The organism is Amycolatopsis nivea, from assembly GCF_004522235.1.
Taxonomy (GTDB): domain Bacteria; phylum Actinomycetota; class Actinomycetes; order Mycobacteriales; family Pseudonocardiaceae; genus Amycolatopsis; species Amycolatopsis nivea.
The window spans coordinates 1-19703 of the sequence record NZ_SDLT01000028.1; the positions used below are offsets into that span (position 1 = coordinate 1).

Sequence of the window (19703 nt, forward strand, 5' to 3'; positions counted from 1 at the left end):
CGTGCCGTGCCGTGCCGTGCCGTGCCGTGCCGTGCCGTGCCCGCAGCAGTTGCTCATGCCCGCTGCCCGGAGTCCGCGAGTGCCGACGCGGCTTCCAGTCGGCATCAACACTCCCGACAACCCAGCCGTGCGCTGCCAGCCCCTCACTCCTGCGCGCCCTCTGCTCGCGCGCATCCCACGCACCCGCGCTCACCTGCGCCGTGGCAACCACCAGGCTTTCCCAGTCACACCGCCCGCGCCAAAGCTCCCCACCCAACCCCGCACGCCACTCCGGCTTCTCGCACCTCGGCCACCCCTCCGCCGAATAGCCGCCCTCACTCGAACGACGGAGCCCCGCCCCATCCACCCACACCCCCACCACCCCCGCGCCACGATGATGTCCGACAGCCGATGAGAAATGTGACCCAGATCACTCATTTTGGAGAACCGTAAGCGCGGAGGTGGCGTCTTGCCGGGTGTGAAGCACAAGCCACCCAGGGAGCCGGACGAGGAACGCCTCCTCCGGCGCACCGCCCGCGGTGATCGTGCGGCGTTCGAAGAGCTCTACCGCCGCACGTCGCCGTGGCTCGCGATACGCCTGCGGCACCGCTGCTCCGATGACCAGATCATCGCGGAGGTGATGCAGGAGACCTACCTCGCCGTGTGGCGCGCCGCGGGTTCGTTCGCGGGCGTCGTCGCCGGTGGTTCCGCCGTGGGCTGGGTGTGGACGATCGCGGTGCGCCGCCTCATCGACGCGTTCCGGCGGCGAGCGCATCACGCGCATCCGCCGCCCGGGGTGCACGAGTCGCTGTCCGCGCCCGCCGCCGAGGAGGAGGCGCTGGCGAGCACGGTCGGCGATTCGGTGGGCGACGCCTTGCGCAGTCTCGCGCCCGAATTGCGCGAGGTCCTGCAAGCCATGGCGCTCGACGGATTGTCGGTACGGGAAACCGCGATCCTGCTCGGCCTGCCCGAGGGCACGGTCAAAACCCGGGCCCGCCGCGCCCGGATCGCGATGCGGGAGGCGTTGTCGTGAAACCAGGACTGTCTGAAGGAGGTCAAGCCATGAACCACGTATCCGACCGGATGCTCGCCGGCTACGTCGCCGGCCGGGACCTGCCGGGCGACGAGGCATGGGCGATCGAAGGGCACCTGGAGAACTGCGCGCAGTGCCGGGCGCGGCTCGCCGGCGCGTCCACCGCCGAGATGATCGGTCTGCTCGACACCGTGTGGGCCGGGCTGGAACCGGACCTCGCCCAAGCACCGCAGCCGATGCCGCGCCGGGCCGCGGCGTGGCTGCATTGCTGGGCGACCCCGGTGATGATGCCGTGGCTGTTGATGGTCCTCGTGGTCGGCGCGCTGTCGGTCTACCTCGACCGGTCACTGCACGACGGGCTGTCGTTCGTGCAGTTGCTTTCCCCGGTGCTGCCGGTCTTCGGGGTGGCGGCGGCGTGGACGCGCGGGCTCGATCCGTCGTACGAACTCACCGCGGCCACCCCGCGCGCCGGGCTGGAGCTGATCCTGCGCCGGACCACGGCGGTCGTGGTGCCGGTGCTGGCTGTGCTGCTCGCCGCCGGCTGGCTGGTCGGCGCGCGGATGGGATTCGGGCTGTTGCCGAGTCTCGCGTTCACCACGGGGACTCTCGCGCTCGGCACGTTCATCGGCGTCGCCTGGGCAGCGTCGATCCTGGTCGGTCTGTGGCTCGGCGCGCTGGTGGTGCCGAGCGTCGCGTTCGGGAGCTCGGTCCTGCTACAGGACGTCGCCTGGCCGGGCTGGCTGGCGGCCGCTGTCGTCGCGACCGTGTTCGTAGTGCTTCGCCGGAACACCTTCACGCAGCTTGCTGCGCATCACTGACGGAAACGAGAGGGGACACCGATGCGGGCTGTGGAAGCCGCCGAGGTCGCTCCGGCGACCTACGCCTGGGAAATCCAGGCACAGGGACTGAAAGTGCGGGTCGGCCGCAAGAAGATGGCGGTCGACGGGCTCGACCTCGCGCTCGGCACGGGCGTGCACGGGCTGCTCGGGCCGAACGGTGCGGGCAAGACCACCTTGATCCGCACCCTCGCCACGGTGCTGCGGCCGACGGAAGGCAAGCTGGCGCTGCTCGGAGAGCCCGTCGGGGGGCACTTCGACCAGCGCGGCCTGCGCCGCCGGATCGGCTACCTGCCGCAAACCTTCGGGTACTACAAGCGGTTCACCGTCCGCGAGTTCGTCGAATACATGGCGTGGCTCAAGGAAATGCCCAAGCACGAGGTGCCGGGCGCGGTCCAGCGCGCGATCGAACGGGTCGGTCTCGCCGAACGCGCCGGGGACAAAATGAAGACCCTGTCCGGCGGCATGATCCGCCGGGTCGGCATCGCGCAGGCGATCGTGAACGACCCGGTGGTCCTGCTGCTCGACGAACCCACCGCCGGGCTCGATCCGGCGCAACGGCTGCGTTTCCGGGAGCTGCTGCAGGAAATCGGCAGGGACGCGTGCGTCGTCGTGTCCACCCACCTGGTCGAAGACGTCGCCGCGGCGTGCTCGGACGTCGTCCTGTTCGCCGGCGGGAAGCTGGTTTTCCAAGGCACACCAGCCGATCTGGCCTCGGCGGGCAGCGAGGCGGACGTCGGCGACAGCCCGATCGAGCGCGGCTATTCGGCGCTGCTCGGCCACGCACAGGGAAAGGGGTCCTGGTGATGAGCGTGTTCCGGATCGAGCTCCGGCGCACCGTCGCGCCCTGGGTTCCCGTCGCGATGCTCGTGGTCAGCCTGGGACTGCTGCTGTTCTCGCGCGGGCCGTGGAGCCACGGTTCCGCGGCCTGGAACGAGACCTGGCTGACCGCGGTGCGGTGGCCTCGCTACCTGCTGGTGCTGATGTGGCCGATCATCGTCGGAGCCGCGGCTATCCAGGGCATGCGAGATGCCCGCGCGGGAGTCGTCGAACTGTTCGGCTCCACGCCCCGGCCCTCCGGGCAGCGAGCCGCCAAGCTCGGCCTTGCCCTCGGTCTCGCCGCGGCCGTGGGCTATCTGGTGCTCGTCGCCGCCGGGGTCGGGCAGGTCGTGGCGACGGGCGGATTGTTCACCACGGCGTGGGCGATGCAACTGGTGCTCGGGGTGCTGTCCGTGCTCGCCGGTGTCGCGCTCGGGCTCGGCGTCGGGCGGCTTCTGCCGTATCCGATCACCGCGCCGGCGCTGGCCGTGCTCGTGCTGGCAGGCGGCCTCTTCACGCAGGTGTCGGGGGTGAACGGGGTGGCGTCGAACGCGGTGGCGTTGCTGGGGATCGGGCAAGTGGCGCCGCATGGCCCGTTCGATCTGCCGAAGCCCGCGGTGGAGATCGGGCAGCTGGCCTGGCTGCTCGGGATCGCCGCGGCCGGAATCGTGCTGCTGCTGGCCCGTTCGGCGCGGATCCGGGTGCTCGCGCTGCTCCCAGTGGGGGCCGGGCTGGCGGTGGCTTTGCCGCTCTTCCCCGCGTCGTCGGCCGAAAACTACGTCCCGGACGAGACGGCAGCCGCTCTCGTCTGCGACGGTCCGGTGTGCGTGACGCGCTTGCACGAGGACTGGTTGTCCACTGTGGCCAGTCCAGGCAAGGAAGTCTTGCAGCGCCTGGAGAAGCTGCCGCAACACCCGACTCGGGTAGTGGAATCGACAGAGCCGTACCGGGACAACAAGGTGGGCCCGCGAGATCCGTCCCGGGTGCTGCTGCAGAAGGACAACTACGTGTTATCCGACAAAAGCGGCCCCCGCCTCACCATGACGCTGCTTAGCGGTGCCGGGACAACGCAATGTCACGCGGCGTCCTACGGAGGTGAGCGAAACGACCGGGAGGACGCTGCGCGCTGGGTAATGGCGCAGTGGCTGGTCGGCTCGTACTCTCCGCCGTCTTCGTACGTTGCGCCTCAGGCATGGACGGACTCAGCGTGGGCAGCCCTCAACGCAGTACCAGAGCCGGAGCAGACCGCCCGCGTGGCCGCCGCTCGGCAACTGGAACTGACCTGCACCGGTGACCCACTGAAGGTCCTCATGGAAGGTGCCCGCTGATGCGGTGGACAGCGCTGTACGCGCGTTCGCGCCACCTCGCAGTGTCGCTGGCGGCGGTGTTGCTCTGTGCCGTCGTTCTCCCGCCGCTGCTGGGCGACAACTGGGCGACGCTCTTCGCGACCTTCACCCTCGGTGCCGCGGTCGCGGTGGCAGGCGTGGGTCTCAGCGGACAGGACATCGACCTGGACCGCACGGCCTCTTTCCGCTGGCCGCCCCGACGGCTCGGGCACCTGCTGCTGATCGGTGCGGTAGCCGGTGGAGTAATGATTGCGGCACAAGGCTTTGTCGACCATCCCATGGAATCCGGCTGGATCCTCCGCAACGCGGCCGGGCTCATCGGCCTGACCGGGCTGGCGGCCACGCTGTTCGGCGGCCAGTTCGGCTGGACGCTGCCCTTGGGCTGGGCGATGACGGCGATGTTCGTCCCGAGCGCCGTCGGCCAGGCCTACGACTTCGTGGCTTGGCCGATGGCGACGGCAACCTCCGCCGCGGCGTGGTGGACGGCCGGGCTGCTGTTCGCGGCGGGAACGGCGGCGTACACGGTGGCGGGTGCGCGCAGATGAACCAGCGGAACGTCGAGCCGGGCGCAGTCCCGTCCCTCCCCCGGGCAGGGGCGGGACTGCGGACCGGCGCGGCGTCAGACGTTCCGGTTGTTCGGCTTCACCTCCAGCGGCGCGCGGTCGGGATCTTCGATGCCGAGACTGATGATCCGTTGCGGGTGAATACGGATGACGGCTCCGTCGAGGTGACCGTCCGGTTCGAAGGCGTCCGGCACCGCTTCCGCCCGGCCGCGGATCTCCAGGCAGCGGATGCGCATGGGGCTTGTCGAGGGCTGGTCGTCGATCACGATGGCGACCTGGCCGTTGTCCTCGACGTTGCGGTATTTCCGGCTCTTCGTGAGGTGGTACCCGGACACGTCAATGGTCTGCGTCTCCGGGTTCCAGGTGAACGCGACCGGGCTGACCTGCAGAGTTCTGTTCGGCTGCTGGGTGGCGACCCGGGCCAGCGGCTGGGTGGCCAGGTAGGTGAGTTCCGCTTCGGTGAACATGCACCTACCGTGCAAGTTCAAGCTTGCTTGAAGTCAAGCGCACGCGGGGAATCACGTGCTCGGCGAACCGCCGCATCTCCGCTTCGAAGGGCTGAAATTGCAGCATAAACGTCTCGATTCCCAGGTCAGCCCACTCGCGGATCCGCTGGGCGACGGTGTCGTAGCTGCCGACCAGGCCGGCCGCGGTGCCGCCGTTCGTGCCGATGTGCGGGTACTTCGCGAACGTTTGGAACATCACCGCCTTCGGATCGGCGTCCGCGACCAGCGCCTCCCACCGCGCCTTGCCCGCCTCCGCCAGTTCCCACAGCGCCGCCAGCTCCGCTTCCGCCTCGGCGTCGGTTTCGCGAGCCACTACGAACGCGGACAGTCCAAATCGGACTGGCGCACCGGCGCGCGGTCGGGCGGCGACGTCCGCGATCAGTTCGGCGACGTTCTCCTTCGGCTGCCCGTTGATGAACCACACGTCGGCCTTGTCCGCGACCAGCGCCCGCGCCGGGTCGGATTCGCCGCCGACGTACACGGTCGGCGCCGAAGCAGCAGGTCGCAGCTGGTACCCGTCGACCTGGAAATGCTTGCCCTCGAACGAAACCCGCTCGCCGGCCAGCAGTCCGCGCACGACGCTGATCCATTCGCGGCCGTACTCGTACCGTTCGTCGTGCTCGGCGAACGGAATGCCCGCCCGCGCCAGCTCCGGCTTGTACCAGGCATTGACGAGGTTCAACCCGAATCGGCCACCGCTGATCTCCTGGATCTGCAGGGCCTGCTTCGCCAGCACCACCGGGTGCACGAGATACGGCTTGATCGCCGCGATGATCTCGATCCGCTCGGTGAGCGCGGCGAGCGCCGCCGCGGACGTCCACGTTTCCAGCTGGTCCAGTTCGTCGCCGAACGGGTTCACGACGTGCTGCGCGATGAGCGTCGAATCGAAGCCGAGCCGGTCGGCCTCGACGATCAGCCGCCGGTTGCGCTCCCAGCTGGCGTCCACCGGATCGTCCGGATGATCGAACGGGCCCCACGACCCGTAGACGACCGCCCACACCCCGAACCGCGGCTGTGCCACAGCGACCACGACCGAACTCCTCACCTCGCGCGGATGAACGCGGTCACCGTCGCCTGCCCGGAAGGCACCGGCAACCGGTCCCACGCAGTGGCGGGGCGGGGAGGTTTGTACTGGTCAGGCGAAGAGCCCGTCACCCCAGTTGCTGGTCGGGGTGAGGCCAGGCGGGATCGCGAAGTGCGCGGAACCGGTGTGCTGCAGGTACTCCATCATCGCGTCCTTCGACGACAGCACCTGCTGCATCGGGACGTACTGCGTGCGGGTGTCCCGGTTGAACGCGAGGAAGAACAGCCCCGCCTCGAGGTGGCCGACTCCGTCGGAGCCGTCGACGAAGTTGTAGCCGCGGCGCAGGATCTGCACGCCCTTGCGGGTCTGGCGCGAGGCCAGCCGGATGTGCGCGTCCTCGGCGATCAACGGGGTCCCGCCCGCGCCGCCGACCTGCAGATCGACCTGGTCGAACTCGCCGGTCTGCCCGAGCGGGGCACCGGTTCCCTTGGTGCGCCCGACAATCTGCTCCTGCCCGGCGAGCGTTTCGCGGTCCCAGGTTTCGATGTGCATCCGGATCCGGCGGGCGACGAGGTACGTGCCGCCCGCCATCCACGCCTGTCCGTCGCCGGCCTGCGCCCACACCTGGTCGCGGAGCACGTCGGTGTCCTCGGCCTTGATGTTGTTGGTGCCGTCCTTGAAACCGAACAGGTTGCGCGGCGTCTGCTGCGAGCGCGAGGTCGACGAACTGCGGCCGAACCCGAGCTGCGACCAGCGCACCTCGGTGACGCCGAAGCCCAGCCGCACCAGGTTGCGCACCGCGTGCACCGCCACCTGCGGATCGTTCGCGCAGGCCTGGATGCACAGGTCGCCGCCGCTGCGGGCCGGGTCGAGCTTGTCCTTCGGGAACGCGGGCAGGTCGATCAGCTGCGGCGGGCGTTTCGCGGCGAGGCCGAACCGGTCGTCGAAGAGCGAGGGGCCGAAGCCGATCGTCAGCGTCAGGTCGGAGGCGGGCAGGTCGAGCGCCTCGCCGGTGTCGTCCGGCGGGGCCTGTGCGGACCCGCCGAGCGCACCGTTCGGGCCGACGTCCTGGCCCGCGGTCATCCGCCGTGCCGCGGCCGTCCAGGTGCGCAGCAGTTCGCGGAGCTTCTTGACGTCCTTGGTGGTCACGTCGAGCGCGGCGAAGTGCAGGTTCTGCTGCGTCGGCGTGTCGATCCCGGCCTGGTGCTCGCCGTGAAAGTCCACAGTGGACGTCGCGGCCGCGGCAGGGGTGTCGCCGCCGAGCCGGTCGAAGCCCACGCCGGCCGCGGCGCCCGCGCCCGCCAGCGCGACCCCGGCACCGGCGAGCCCGAACAGCTTCCGGCGGGAAACCTGCGTTCCCTCCTCGGTCACTTCGACACGACCTCCGCGACCTTGCTGAGCGGCTCGCTCAGCGCGTCGACCGCCGAGGCGAACGCCTTGATCTGGTCCTGGGAGAGTTCGTTGTAGTACTTGAAACCGTCCCCGGAACGGGTCTTGTCCAGCAGCCCCTGCACGTTCGCGAACTCCTTGTCCAAAGTGGACACCAGGGCCGCGTCGCGCTCCTGGATGATCGGCCGCAGCGCGGCGATCGCGCCCTTGGAACCGTCGAGGTTGGCCTGGAAGTCCCACAGGTCGGTGTGCGAGAAGGTCTCCTCCTCGCCGGTGATCTTGCCGGTGGCGACCTCGTCCATCAGGCCCTTCGCGCCGTTCGCCAGGTCCAGCACGCTCAGCTGCAGCGTCTTCGCCTTGGCGACCAGCGCCTTCACGTCGGTGAGCAGCTTGTCCGCGATCTGCGGGCTGTCCGGCTTCAGCCCGGTGCTCCACAGGTCTTTCTCCAGCCGGTGGAAGCCGGTGAACTGCTGGCCGGGTTCGAGGTCGGCCTCGCGCGCGTCGACGGCCGGGTCGAGGTCGCCGAACTTCTCCGCGACAGGCTCGATCCGCTCGTAGAACACGCGGGTGCGCGCGTACTCGGCCTTCGCCTCGTCGACCTTGCCCGCCTTGACCGCGGCGACGAACTTGGCCGTTTCGGTCTCCAGCGCCGAGCTGTTGTTCTCGACGTAGGTCGCGTAGCTCTTGGTGGCAGCGGCCTTCTGCGCGCTGGCGCTGTTCTGGCTCTGCGCGCCGCCGGTGACGGTGAAGTCGCCGCGGATGCCGTTGCCGACCATGCCCGGCTTGCACGCCGTCTGGTACTTGCCCGCGTCCGGGACCTCGACGATGAGCCGCCGGTTCAGCCCCGGCGCGATGTTCTCGACCTCGCCCATGATCCGGTCGCCCTCGGCGTAGAGGTAGAACTCGGTGACCTTGCTGCCCTTGTTGGCGATCTCGAAGGTCAGGTTGCCCGCGGCAGCGGTCGTCGCCGACACCGAACAGGCGGTGTCGGACGCCTCGACCTTGATCGGCCCGCCCGCGGCCGCGCCGGAGGGACCGGACGCGGAGTTCGTGCTGTCGCAGGCGGTCAGCGCCACGAGGGCGCCGAGGCCGGTGAGCACAGCCGTCGAGGTTTTGCGGAACTGGGGCACGATCACTCCTTGGCGGCGGCCGGGGCGGCCGGAGCCGCCTCGGTCTTGTTCTTGCGGGCAGGCTTGAGGAACAGCGGCAGCACGATCGCCACGTAGGCGACCCACGCGATCGCTTGCAGCACAGTGGTTTGCTGCGAATAGTTGAAGATCCCCTTGAGCAGTGCGCCGTACCAGGAGGTTTCCGGCAGTGTGCTCGACGCGTCGAAGGCGAGCGTGGTCAGCCCGGGGATGAACCCGGCTTCCTGCAGGTCGTGCAGGCCGTAGCCGAGGACGCCGGCGGCGACGAACACCAGCAGCACGCCGGTGATGGTGAAGAACTTCGCCAGGTTGAACCGCACCGCGCCGCGGTAGAGCAGGTAGGCGAGCACGACCGCGGCGGCGATCCCGATCACGAACCCGATCAGCGGCTGCAGGGTGTCGGACTGCGCGGTCTGCACGGCCGAGTAGAAGAACACGGCGGTTTCGAGCCCCTCGCGACCCACCGCGAGGAACGACAGCAGCAGCACCGCTGCCGGGCCGACCTTGAGCGCGTCCTCCATCTTGCCGCGCAACTCGGCCGCGATGTGCCGGGAAGCCTTGCGCATCCAGAAGATCATCGCGGTGACGAAGACGACCGCGACGATGGAAAGACTTCCGCCGAGCAGTTCCTGATGCTCGAAACTCAGCTGCGCGGTGCTGTAGGTGAGGATCGCGCCGACACCGACCGACAGCAGCACCGCCGCGCCGACGCCCGGCCACACGAACCGCAGTGCGTGCCGTCGTTCGGTCTTCACCAGGAAGGCGACCAGGATGCTGACCACAAGCGCGGCTTCGAGGCCTTCGCGCAGCCCGATGAGCGCGCTGGAAAACACCACTGTTCAGCCCTCCTTCGACTACCTGACCTGATGTTTTTAGGTAAGGCTTGCCTGTAAGTCCAGAGGGAAGTTCGCTGAGGGGGTCCGGCAAAATGCGCAAAACGGCGTTCTGGTGGGAGTTAGGTTAGGGTAACCGCAGGTCAGGGCGTCGCCGACAGGTCACGTAACGAATTGTGTGACCTGGGCGGCTCGAGCGGGGAGTTAACCATCCGCTTGCCATTCGCCCAGTCCAGCGTCCCCCGGGCGGGTTCATCAGTAACCTGTCCGAGTGGCCGATACCACTCAGCCGACTATTACGCCGTCTCCGGCGGTTCCGCCGCGCCGCTACCCGAGCCGGATCGCGTTCGCGCTGGGTCTGGTGCTGACCGGGGTCGTGCTGGTGGTGACCATCGGGATCCGGAACCCGAACCCGCCCGCCCCTCCCGCCGCGGCCGCTCCGCCGCCGGTGGCGACCAAGGCGGAACCGCGCCCGCAACCCGGCTCCGAAGCCCCGCGCGTCGGCTTGGCCGCGCCGCCGGACCGCCCACTCGTGTCCGACCAAGCGGAACTGGACGCGTGGGCGACCCGGGTCGCCGGGAAGACGCGACTGGACGCGCGGGTGCTCGCCGCGTACGGCCGGGCGGAAATGTGGATGCAGCGGCAGAAACCGTCGTGCCACCTGTCATGGGCGACGCTTGCGGCGATCGGAAATCTGGCCTTCGGAGCGGAGAAACCCGGCCCGGACGGCACGTTGACGGTGAAGCCCGGTCCTGCGGAAGGCCCGGACACCGACACCGGAAAACTCGACGGCGACCGCACCGCCGACCACCGCGTCGGCCCGCTGCGGATCATGCCTGCCGCCTGGCACAAACACGCCCAGCGCGCGAACGGCGACGGCAAAGCCGCGGACCCCCGCAACCTCGACGACGCTGCGTTCACCGCCGCCCGCTACCTCTGCTCCGGCGACGACGACCTGGGCGCCCCGGCGGGCTGGTGGAAAGCGATGCTGCTCTACAACCCGGCGGTCAACTACGTGCAGGACGTCTTCACCGCGGCGGACTCGTACGCGGCCGAGAGCGTGGCGCCCTGAGCTGGCTGGGTCGGTCGGCGGAGGCTTGTTCGCTTCGGCCGGTTCCCTGTGCGGCGGCGAGTGTGGAGCGTCGAGCTGCCTGCGTCGGTCGGCCGAGGCATGTTCGCTTCGGCCGGTTCCTTGTGCGGCGGCGAGTGTGGAGGATTGAGCTGGCTGGGTGGGTCGGCGGAGGCTTGTTCGCTTCGGCCGGTTCCCTGTGCGGCGGCGCGCGTGGAGCGTTGAGCTGGCTGGGTCGGTGGCGGTTCGGCCAGCCTGCCTCGATTCGGCACGGGCCGTCTGGCTGGCGGTCGCTGATCGGCGGCCGAAGCAGCTCGCCCGTGGCCTGTCTGCGCGCGGCACTCCGTGCTGCCACGCTCAGCGGTCGAGCGCGCCCCTGCCTCCGCGCCCGTCGCGTGCTTCCTCAGAACAATTCGGTCCCGGCGAGCGGCCGGAACCGTGGCCTGCTCGGCAAAATCGGGAGTTAGTGCGTCGACAGAGCGGCGCTCACTCGCACCGGCTTCTGCGGCAGAGTCTCGGTGCGCACGGGCTGTTTGCGCGGCTGGACCGGGTGGCGTTCGTTGAATTCCACGAGCGCCGGCGCCAGCGCCATCAGCACCAGCACGAGCAGCCCGGCGGTCGCTCCGATCACGGTCAGCGCGGTCATGTCGGCCTCCTCTAATCGCTCTCTGTGATGACACCAAGGATCGCGCTTCGCCCGGTCTGCCCGGATCGGCCGACTGGCCGAGCCGGGTCGCCGGATGGCCAGGCTTCCCCGTTGCCCTGTTCACTTCAGAAGACGCGCCGGGGCCGTGCTGGATCCGGCGGTTGCACGCGAGTGCCTCCGCGGGTGCACGTTCGGGACACGCGGGCTCAGCGGTCGCTCAGCGTGATCCTCGCCCTGACCTCGCTGATCGCCTCGAGATACTCCGGCACCGGGTTCATCGCCGACGCCATCCGCAGTTGTGCGAGCGCCTCGGCCAAACGGCCGAGGCGCTGGAGGGTGCGGCCGAGCACGAACCGGGCGTAGTGATCGGTGGGGTCCAGTTCCAGGACGCGGGTGAAGGCGCGTTCGGCGCGGCGCAGCTGGGCGGAGTGGAAGTACGCGCGGCCGGCGAGCAGGTGCACGCTCGGCTTGTCCGGCTCGTCGGCGAGCAGGGGTTCCAGCTCTTTGAGCGCGTCGAGCGGACGTCGCCGCGCGACCAGATGCTCGGCGTTGCGGAACCTGCGGAAGCGCGATTCGCCGTCGGGTTCGGGGGCTGCTGCGGCGTCCGTCATGGTCGCTTCACGATACCGGCGCGGAGGGCGTTGCACGACCGTCAGACGAGTCGTGATGGACTGTTCCGCCATGAGCAGCGATCAGGAACCCGATTACGTGGGACTGGCGCCGTACCTCTACTACAGCGATGCGACCGCCGCGCTCGCGTGGCTGACCAGGGTGTTCGGCTTCACCGAGGAAGTCCGTTTCGAGGACGGGTCCGGCGAGGTTTTCCAGGCGACGCTGCGCGCCGGCGACGCGCGTCTGCAGCTGGCCGGGGTCGGTCCCGAATACTGGGAGGCCAAGGGCGTCGAGGGGCCGGTCGGGCAGTTGAACGTCGTGTACGTGACCGACGTCGACGCGCAGCACGAGCGCGTGTCCGCGGCGCTCGGCGAGGACGCCGCGCCGGAACCGCCCCAGGACCAGCCTTACGGCGCGCGGATCTTCACCGTGGCCGATCCGGGCGGCAACAGCTGGACGTTCTGGCAGCAGGTGACCGATCAGGTCGAGCTGCCGTCGGGGTGGCGCGAGGTCCGGCCGGAGGACCAGGACGCCGAGGAGAACGGCGAAGTGCCCGGCTGAGCTGGAGAACACGCAGCGGAACGGCCCCGCACCGGCCTGGCCTCCAACGGGTGAACCCGCTGGGCGGTTACTCTGGGCGGCGTCACCGCAGGCACGACCCACCAAGGAGCAGAGCGTGGCTCTCATCGAGCAGGTAGGCGCGCGCGAGATTCTCGATTCGCGCGGGAACCCGACCGTCGAGGTGGAGGTGGCGCTCGACGACGGCACGCTGGCCCGTGCGGCGGTGCCGTCCGGGGCGTCGACCGGCGAGCACGAAGCGGTCGAACTGCGCGACGGGGACACCGGCCGCTACAACGGCAAGGGCGTGGAGCGCGCGGTCGCCGCGGTGCTCGACGAGATCGGCCCGGACCTGGTCGGCGTCGACGCGGTCGACCAGCGGATCGTCGACCAGAAGCTGGTGGACCTCGACGGCACGCCCGCGAAGTCGCGGCTGGGCGCGAACGCGATCCTCGGCGTTTCGCTCGCCGTCGCGAAGGCCGCCTCGGAATCGTCCGAACTGGAGCTGTTCCGCTACCTCGGCGGGCCGAACGCGCACGTGCTGCCGGTGCCGATGCTGAACATCCTCAACGGCGGTGCGCACGCCGACACCGACGTCGACATCCAGGAATTCATGATCGCGCCGATCGGCGCGGAGTCGTTCCGCGAGGCGCTGCGCTGGGGCACCGAGGTGTACCACGCGCTGAAGGGCGTGCTGAAGAGCCGCGGCCTGGCCACCGGCCTCGGCGACGAGGGCGGTTTCGCGCCGAGCCTCTCCAACAACCGCGAGGCGCTCGACCTGATCCTCGCCGCGATCGAGAAGGCCGGCTACGCGCCGGGCCGTGACGTCGCGCTCGCGCTGGACGTCGCCGCGACCGAGTTCTACTCCGACGGCGCCTACACCTTCGAGGGTTCGAAGCGCAGCGCGGAGCAGATGTCCGCGTACTACGGCGAACTGCTGCGCGACTACCCGCTGGTGTCCATCGAGGACCCGCTGAGCGAGGACGACTGGGACGGCTGGGTCCAGCTGACCTCCGAGATCGGCGACAAGGTCCAGCTCGTCGGCGACGACCTGTTCGTCACCAACCCGGACCGGCTCGAGGAGGGCATCACCCGCCGCGCGGCGAACGCGCTGCTGGTGAAGGTCAACCAGATCGGCACGCTGTCGGAGACGCTGGACGCGGTGTCGCTGGCCACGTCGTACGGCTACAAGTCGATGATGAGCCACCGGTCCGGCGAGACCGAGGACACCTTCATCGCCGACCTCGCGGTCGCGACCGGCGTCGGCCAGATCAAGACCGGCGCCCCGGCCCGCGGCGAGCGGATCGCGAAGTACAACCAGCTCCTGCGCATCGAGGAAACCCTCGCGGACGCCGCGCGCTACGCCGGCGACCTCGCCTTCCCGCGGTTCAGCGCGGAGGCCTGAGGGGCACATGGCCGACCGGGGGAGGGCGCGCAGCCGCCGCGGCGGCCGGGCAGCGGGAAGCGGGTCCAGCAGGGCCCGCCGTCCCGCGTCGGCCCGGCGCCGCACCGGCGCGGGCACGACGGAGACGACCAGGGCCCGGCTGCGCCGCGGCCTGGCGGCGAAACGCGCCTCCGGTGCGGCCAAAGTGCTCGGCATGTCGACCACCCGGCGCGCCGCCGTGGTGGCGATCGTGGTGTGCGCACTGGCGTTCACCGTCGCGGTCCCGTTGCGCACCTACCTCTCCCAGCGCTCCGAGGTCCGCGACCAGGAAGCGCAGCTCGCCCAGCTCCAGCACGAGGTCGCTCAGCTGCGCGACCGCAAAGCCCAGCTGAGCGACCCGGCCCAGATCGAGGCGGAAGCCCGCCGCCGGCTCCGGTACGTGAAACCGGGCGAGACCCCGTGGATGGTCCAGCTGCCCGAGGACCAGCCCGGTTCGCCGACGGCTGCCCAGCCTGGGCAGCAGCCCGCTCCGCAGGCGCCCTGGTACGAGAACCTGTGGGCGCAGGTTTCCGGGGGCTGAGGTGCCTGGCCGGGTGCGGCTTTTGCGCGCGGCCGCTTGCTGGCGGTTGGTTGGGGCTGCTGATCGGCTGAGGTTGGTGGCTGGGCGAGCCTCACTGGCTGGGTGAGGTTGGTGCCTGGCGGGGTTCACTGGCCGGGCGTGGTCGTTGACCGGGCTGGACCGTTGACGAGGCTTTTTCGGCCAGGTGCAGGACGACTTCCGCGCCTTCCGGATGCTTGATCGCTGTCGCGGCGAGTTGAGCCTTGGGCGTGACCGTTGACGGGCGCCGTGCTTGAGGCTCTGATCTTCGATCGGCGTTTCTGATTCTCCTTTCTCTCCGACGGCTTGATTTCGTGGCGAAGCTTCGACTGCCTTCCACGCTAACCACATCGGAAGGGCGGCGGAGGGAGATGCGGCGAGTTGTCCACACGGTGTGCCGGTTGTGGACAACTCGGCCGTTTCGGCGGAGGTCGCGAGGGGGTGGCCGGACGGCGGCATTAGCCTGGAGAGCGTGAACAGCAGCACGGAGACACCCCGATTCGAGCCCGTCACCGATGCCGACCGGGAGGTCATCGCGCAGCAGCTTGGACGCCCGCCGCGGGCTTTGCGGGCGGTGGCCGCGCGGTGTCCCAGCGGGCATCCTTCGGTGGTCCAGACCAGTCCGCGATTGGAGAACGGCACGCCGTTCCCGACGTTGTATTACTTGACCTGCCCTCGGTTGACGTCGATGGTGGGCACGCTGGAAGCGTCCGGCGTGATGAAGGAGATGACCGAACGGCTCACCACCGACCCGGAACTCGCGGCGACCTACCAGCGCACGCACGAGACGTACCTCGCTGAGCGGGATGCCATCGAGTCGCTCGGCACCCAGGTGACCGCGGGCGGGATGCCCGGGCGGGTGAAATGCCTGCACGTCCACCTCGCGCACACGCTCGCGGCCGGACCCGGGGTGAACCCGTTCGGCGACGAGACCCTCGCCTGGGTCCGCGAACAGGGCTGGCCGACGGGCGACTGCGCCGGGTAACGCTCCGGTCTCGGGCGCGGATAGGCACAGCAGAGGCCGGTGCCCGCCTGGGTGGGAATGCTTCGCGGCGCGCACCGGAGCTTCACACCGAGCAGGCGAGCCCGAGTGCACCGCCGGGCGGGCCGGGGAGGGGCGGAAAGTGCGGGTGCCACGCAGATCTCGGCGATCGGTGCGCGCTGAGGGGTCTCCTGCTGCGGAGAGTCGGGCCGATCCGGTCGCGGACGGTGGGGGCGGGCCGGTCGCGGACGGGGCGGACGGGCCGATCGAGGACGGTGCGGGCGAGCCAGGCGCGGACGGGGCGGGCGAGCGGGTTGCCGGTAGCGCGGGTGAGCGGGTTGCCGACGGTGCGGCGGCTGCTGGTGCTGAGGTGGCTGGTGATGAAGCCGGTCTCGCCGAATCGGTTGGCGGCGGTGTTGCTGATGGCGAGGCAGGTGGCGAGAGCAGCGACGGCGAGGTGGCTGCTGGAGCTGTCGGCGCGGGTGACGGCGGTGAACTAGCTGGCGAAGCGGTTGCCGCCGACGCAAGGGGCGAACGAAGCGACGGTGACGTCGCGGATGAAGCAATCGCCGACGCGGCGGACGGTGAAAGCAGCACGGAGCTAGCCGCCGAAGAAGTAGCAACTCAGGCGAACCCGGCCCGAACCAAAAGAACCCCACCCCTCATCGGACCCCCGCCGGAGAAGGCGCGGTTGATCGGCCGCGCCCGAATCCGGGCTCGGCGGGGGCGTTATCGCGCTCGGCGGGTGGCGTCGCGGCATCGCACGGCGGTCGCAGTGCTCACCGGGCTGCTGGGAGTCCTTCCGGCGACCGTAGGCGCGAGCGTGGTCGTCGGCTGGGTCGGGCGGATGCCCGTCGTGCGCTCGGCGGACGTTATGCCTGATCAGGGGTACGACCCAGGCATTCGCGGCGTCGCCGTCGACGGGCGGTTGCCTGACGCGCCTGCACCGGTTCCACTGCCTGCGTATGACCTTCCGGACGGGCCGCTCGGGATTCCGGCTACTGCGCTTGCTGCGTATCGGCATGCGGGGGACGTCTTGGGGAAAGAGCAGCCGGGGTGTCATATCGACTGGGCGCTCGTCGCGAGTATCGGGCGGATCGAGTCGGATCACGCGCGTGGTGGGTACGTCGACGCCGCTGGGACCACGCTTCAGCCGATTCTTGGGCCGCAGCTCAATGGCACGGGGCCGTTCGCGGCGATTCCCGATACCGATCATGGCGTTCTCGACCAGGATCCGGTGTGGGATCGCGCGGTTGGTCCGTTCCAGTTCATCCCCGCGACCTGGCGGACCTACGCGGCGGACGGCAACGGGGACGGCAAAGCCGACCCGGGCAATCTCTTCGACTCCTCGCTCGCGGCGGCACGCTATCTCTGCTCCGGCGGGCTCGACCTGGCCAATCCGGATCAGCTCAGGACCGCGATCTACCGCTACAACAACTCCGACGCCTACGTCACCACGGTCATTCTCTGGGCCGAGGCCTACCGCAAGGGCGTCGCGCAGGTGCCGGACAGTCCGGTTCCGGCTACCGCCAGTTCCGCGCCGCCTGCGAGTCCGGGGGAGCGGCCGAGGACTACCGACTTGCCGCCGGTTGCGACGGGGGGTCCGTCGGTGACGCCTACTGGGTTGCCGCCGCAGAACAGTCCGAGCGGGACGCCTCCGGGCAGTACCTCCGGTGCGCCGAGTACCGAATCCAGCACTCCGACCTGCGGATCCAGTACCTCGACCACGTCAACCTCGACACCGCCGTCGACGACTTCGACCTGTACCTCGTCGTCGAACGGCAATCCCTCGGGCAGTGCCACAGCTACTGGCTGACAAACAGGTAGCCTCGATGGCAAACCTCGCCACACCGCAGGGGAGACGATGAGTCTTCGTCAGTTCGAGTACGCCTTGGCGGTCGCCGAGGCGGGGTCGGTGACCGCTGCGGCTGAAGTGCTGCACGTCGCTCAGCCGTCCGTTTCGCAGCAGATTCGGGGGCTCGAGCGGGAACTCGGCGTGCAGCTCTTCTCCCGTACGCCCACCGGGCTCGTGCCGACCGTCGTCGGGCGGGCGTTTCTTCGGGACGCTGAGGTCGCGGTGCGGGCCGCGCGGCGGGCGCAGGCTACCGCGCGGGCGGGGGCGGACGAGCTGGCCGGCGAGTTGCTCGTTTCGGCGCAGATGGGGTTGGGGACTCGGCAGTTGCCGGGGGCGCTGGCCGCGTTGCGGCGGAAGTATCCGCGGCTGGCGGTGACCGTTTTCGAGGAGCCGAATCCGGCTGAGCTGGAGCAGCTTGCCCGGCGCGGGGTGCTGGATCTCGCGTTGCTCGGCTCCGCGTGCGACGAGGGCCTGTACGAGGGACACCACCTCGGCGACGAGGAGTTCGTGGTCGTCCTCGGCGCCAGCCACCGGTTGCTCAAGAAGGACCGGATCGCGTTGCGGGAGCTGGAAGAAGAGCAGTGGATCAGGTTCGACCCGGCCAGCGCGCTCGAAGGATTCCTGACCGAAGTGTTGCGCGACAACGGGTTGAAGCCGACCGCGGTCGCGCGGGTGTCGCAGACCTCGACGGCGGTGCGGTGGGCCGCGCACGGGCTGGGAGTGACGCTCGTTCCGGCGTCGGCGGTGCCCGAAGGACATGAGCACCTCGTCCGGCCGGTGTTTCCGGTCGTGTCCCAGCCCGTCGTCGCGGCGGTCCGGCCTGGAGCGGGGCCCGCGGAGATGGCGTTGCTCGAGTTTCTGCGGCAGGAAACCTGGTATCAGCCGGTGTCTCCGGCCGCTTGAAAACTCAGAGCTGCGTGTCGCCGCCGTCCACGACCAGTTCGATGCCGGTGGTGAAGGTGGCGTCGAAGGCCAGGAACGCGACGGCGCGGGCGATCTCTTCGGGGGTGCCCAGCCGTTTCATCGGGTTCGCGGCGGCTCGCGCGGCCTTGAACTGCGCGGCTTCCTCGGCCGACATCCCGGCTTCCAGGATCTCGGTGTCGATGGGACCGGGGCTGATCGCGTTGACCCGGATGCCGCGCGGGAGCAGTTCGGCGGCGAGCGTGCGGGCCATCGAACGCAGCGCCGCCTTGCCTGCCGAGTAGACGCTCGTTTCCGGCAGTCCCATGACGTTCGCCGTGGACGTGGTCAGCACGACACCCGCTCCCGAGCGCAGCAGCGGCGCGAGCTTCTGCACGGTGAAGTACGCGCCTTTGACGTTCACCGCGAAGTCCGCGTCGAACTGCTCCTCGGTGACCGACGCGAACGGTGCCGTCCGGGCCATCCCGGCGTTGACGAACAGCGCGTCGACCGGGCCGGGCACCTGGGCGGCCAGCGCGTCCAGATCGGAGAGCAACGCCACATCGCCGCGGACAGCCAGCGCATCCTCGCCGAGTTGAGCCAAAGCCGCGTCCAGGCGGGATGGGGAACGGCCGGTGATGATTACCCGCGCTCCGCCGTCGGCGAACAATTTCGCGGTGGCGAAACCCATTCCGGTGCTGCCGCCGGTAATGACCGCGGTTTTGCCCTGATAAGCATTCATCGCGGGTATTCGCCTCCGTCGACGGCCAGTCCGCTTCCGGTCAGCCAGTTCGCCTGGTCGGACAGCAGGAACAGCACCGCGTTGGCGATGTCGTCGGGTTCGCCGTCGCGGCCGAGCGGGACGTCGGGGAGAGCGAAGCCGGACGACTGGCTCGCCCACTGCTCGCGCGTCGCCACACCGCCGGGGGTGGCGGTCCGGCCGGGGGACACGGTGTTGACGCGGACGCCGGACGGGGCCAGCTCGGCGGCCAGGCCCTGGCTGTAGGCCTCCAGCGCCGTTTTCGCCGCCACGTAGTGCAGGAACGGCGGGAACGGCGGACGGATCGCGGCGGTGGAGACGTGCACGATCGCGCCCGATCGGCGGTCGCGCATGCCCGGGGCCAGCAGCGCGTCCAGTCGGACCGCGGCCAGCAGGTTGACCGACAGCGCGTCCTGCCATTCGTCGTCGGGGATCGACAGCGCGCTGGGATGCGGACGCGCGCCGCCCGCGTTGTGCACCAGCAGGTCGACGCCGCCGAGGACCTCCTGGGCAGCGGTGGCGACCGTCTGGGCGCCGGCCTGGGTGCGGACGTCGGCCTCGACGAAGGACGCGCCTTCCGGCACCGGACCCGCCGACCGGGCGGTGGTGAGCACGGTCGCGCCCGCGGCCAGCAATTGCGCCACGATCGCCGCGCCGATTCCGCGGGAACCGCCGGTGACTACCGCGCGCTTTCCCGCAATCCCGTAATCGGGCATGCCACTAAACCTCTCGATAAAAGAAGAAGAAAAACCGCCGCGAACAGAAATGCGGCGAACACGTCAACCGTACGGCCGGAAAAGCGGGAAAGGCAAAGACCAAATGTCGGCGAGGGGGCATAGGGCCCGCCTATGCCCGCCTCGCCT

At 69.8% G+C, this 19703-nt stretch carries 22 protein-coding genes; 13 read left to right on the plus strand and 9 right to left on the minus strand.

The genetic code is table 11. The features are described from left to right. The first annotated feature begins 457 nt into the window (after positions 1-457). From EIZ44_RS28445 to EIZ44_RS28465, 5 genes are read left to right on the plus strand one after another with little or no spacing between them, the layout of a single operon-like run. On the plus strand, positions 458-1012 hold the full coding sequence (locus tag EIZ44_RS28445) for an RNA polymerase sigma factor (protein WP_037820232.1): 555 nt from the start codon (positions 458-460) through the stop codon (positions 1010-1012). A 29-nt stretch (positions 1013-1041) separates the two neighbouring features. After that, positions 1042-1830, plus strand: a complete 789-nt coding sequence (locus EIZ44_RS28450) for a zf-HC2 domain-containing protein (RefSeq protein ID WP_134732339.1) — start codon at positions 1042-1044, stop codon at positions 1828-1830. A 21-nt stretch (positions 1831-1851) separates the two neighbouring features. Then, positions 1852-2655 carry an ABC transporter ATP-binding protein gene (locus tag EIZ44_RS28455; protein ID WP_134732341.1) on the plus strand — a complete coding sequence of 268 codons (804 nt, stop codon included), beginning with the start codon at positions 1852-1854 and terminating at the stop codon, positions 2653-2655. After that, the gene (locus EIZ44_RS28460) at positions 2655-3995 is read left to right on the plus strand and encodes a SulP family inorganic anion transporter (protein ID WP_134667515.1); all 1341 of its coding nucleotides are present in this window, start codon (positions 2655-2657) and stop codon (positions 3993-3995) included. The genes EIZ44_RS28455 and EIZ44_RS28460 overlap by 1 nt, the downstream gene beginning before the upstream one ends. Further along, positions 3995-4558, plus strand: coding sequence for a hypothetical protein (locus EIZ44_RS28465; protein WP_134732343.1), 564 nt, complete (start codon positions 3995-3997; stop codon positions 4556-4558). The genes EIZ44_RS28460 and EIZ44_RS28465 overlap by 1 nt, the downstream gene beginning before the upstream one ends. A gap of 74 nt (positions 4559-4632) precedes the next feature. Here EIZ44_RS28465 and EIZ44_RS28470 read toward each other — a convergent pair whose 3' ends face one another. The 5 genes from EIZ44_RS28470 to efeU all read right to left on the minus strand — a co-directional run bounded on the left by EIZ44_RS28470 (position 4633) and on the right by efeU (position 9479). Further along, positions 4633-5043, minus strand: coding sequence for a PPOX class F420-dependent oxidoreductase (locus EIZ44_RS28470; RefSeq protein WP_134732345.1), 411 nt, complete (start codon positions 5041-5043; stop codon positions 4633-4635). Between the two features lie 4 nt (positions 5044-5047). Then, positions 5048-6112 carry an LLM class flavin-dependent oxidoreductase gene (locus EIZ44_RS28475; RefSeq protein ID WP_240691437.1) on the minus strand — a complete coding sequence of 355 codons (1065 nt, stop codon included), beginning with the start codon at positions 6110-6112 and terminating at the stop codon, positions 5048-5050. A gap of 105 nt (positions 6113-6217) precedes the next feature. Continuing rightward, complete coding sequence (gene efeB / locus EIZ44_RS28480; RefSeq protein WP_037820239.1) at positions 6218-7477, minus strand: iron uptake transporter deferrochelatase/peroxidase subunit; 1260 nt, start codon at positions 7475-7477, stop codon at positions 6218-6220. After that, positions 7474-8625: an iron uptake system protein EfeO gene (gene efeO / locus EIZ44_RS28485; protein WP_134667512.1), complete on the minus strand. Its 1152-nt coding sequence runs from the start codon at positions 8623-8625 to the stop codon at positions 7474-7476. Before efeO ends, efeB begins: the two co-directional genes overlap by 4 nt. Before the next feature lie 2 nt (positions 8626-8627). Continuing rightward, a complete protein-coding gene (gene efeU / locus EIZ44_RS28490; RefSeq protein ID WP_037820241.1) occupies positions 8628-9479 on the minus strand; it encodes an iron uptake transporter permease EfeU in 852 nt (283 codons plus the stop codon). Positions 9480-9747: 268 nt separating this feature from the next. Between efeU and EIZ44_RS28495 the strand changes: the two genes are divergently transcribed. Beyond that, positions 9748-10548 carry a lysozyme family protein gene (locus tag EIZ44_RS28495; RefSeq protein WP_134732347.1) on the plus strand — a complete coding sequence of 267 codons (801 nt, stop codon included), beginning with the start codon at positions 9748-9750 and terminating at the stop codon, positions 10546-10548. Between the two features lie 460 nt (positions 10549-11008). On the opposite strand, the gene EIZ44_RS28500 is transcribed toward EIZ44_RS28495, so the two are convergent. Continuing rightward, positions 11009-11191: a hypothetical protein gene (locus tag EIZ44_RS28500; RefSeq protein WP_134732349.1), complete on the minus strand. Its 183-nt coding sequence runs from the start codon at positions 11189-11191 to the stop codon at positions 11009-11011. Positions 11192-11397: 206 nt separating this feature from the next. Beyond that, positions 11398-11802, minus strand: coding sequence for a tetratricopeptide repeat protein (locus EIZ44_RS28505; protein ID WP_009083365.1), 405 nt, complete (start codon positions 11800-11802; stop codon positions 11398-11400). 70 nt (positions 11803-11872) lie between these two features. On the opposite strand from EIZ44_RS28505, the gene EIZ44_RS28510 reads away from it, so the two are divergent. From EIZ44_RS28510 to EIZ44_RS28535, 7 genes are all read left to right on the plus strand, one after another. Next, positions 11873-12364 (plus strand): VOC family protein, encoded by a 492-nt coding sequence (locus tag EIZ44_RS28510; RefSeq protein ID WP_240691438.1) that lies wholly within the window; start codon positions 11873-11875, stop codon positions 12362-12364. Positions 12365-12479: 115 nt separating this feature from the next. Then, positions 12480-13766, plus strand: coding sequence for a phosphopyruvate hydratase (eno, locus tag EIZ44_RS28515; RefSeq protein ID WP_037820247.1), 1287 nt, complete (start codon positions 12480-12482; stop codon positions 13764-13766). Positions 13767-13959: 193 nt separating this feature from the next. Next, a complete protein-coding gene (locus EIZ44_RS28520; RefSeq protein WP_078870811.1) occupies positions 13960-14325 on the plus strand; it encodes a septum formation initiator family protein in 366 nt (121 codons plus the stop codon). 481 nt (positions 14326-14806) lie between these two features. Beyond that, the gene (locus EIZ44_RS28525) at positions 14807-15328 is read left to right on the plus strand and encodes a DUF501 domain-containing protein (RefSeq protein ID WP_199818177.1); all 522 of its coding nucleotides are present in this window, start codon (positions 14807-14809) and stop codon (positions 15326-15328) included. Positions 15329-15654: 326 nt separating this feature from the next. Then, on the plus strand, positions 15655-15825 hold the full coding sequence (locus EIZ44_RS44885) for a hypothetical protein (protein WP_167754305.1): 171 nt from the start codon (positions 15655-15657) through the stop codon (positions 15823-15825). A gap of 323 nt (positions 15826-16148) precedes the next feature. Next, the gene (locus tag EIZ44_RS28530) at positions 16149-17141 is read left to right on the plus strand and encodes a lytic transglycosylase domain-containing protein (RefSeq protein ID WP_240691439.1); all 993 of its coding nucleotides are present in this window, start codon (positions 16149-16151) and stop codon (positions 17139-17141) included. Positions 17142-17189: 48 nt separating this feature from the next. Continuing rightward, complete coding sequence (locus EIZ44_RS28535) at positions 17190-18083, plus strand: LysR family transcriptional regulator (protein WP_037820253.1); 894 nt, start codon at positions 17190-17192, stop codon at positions 18081-18083. Between the two features lie 4 nt (positions 18084-18087). On the opposite strand, the gene EIZ44_RS28540 is transcribed toward EIZ44_RS28535, so the two are convergent. Together EIZ44_RS28540 and EIZ44_RS28545 are read right to left on the minus strand one after the other, a co-directional pair. Then, a complete protein-coding gene (locus EIZ44_RS28540) occupies positions 18088-18822 on the minus strand; it encodes an SDR family oxidoreductase (RefSeq protein ID WP_134732352.1) in 735 nt (244 codons plus the stop codon). Then, on the minus strand, positions 18819-19556 hold the full coding sequence (locus EIZ44_RS28545) for an oxidoreductase (protein ID WP_134732354.1): 738 nt from the start codon (positions 19554-19556) through the stop codon (positions 18819-18821). The genes EIZ44_RS28540 and EIZ44_RS28545 overlap by 4 nt, the downstream gene beginning before the upstream one ends. Positions 19557-19703: the final 147 nt, after the last annotated feature.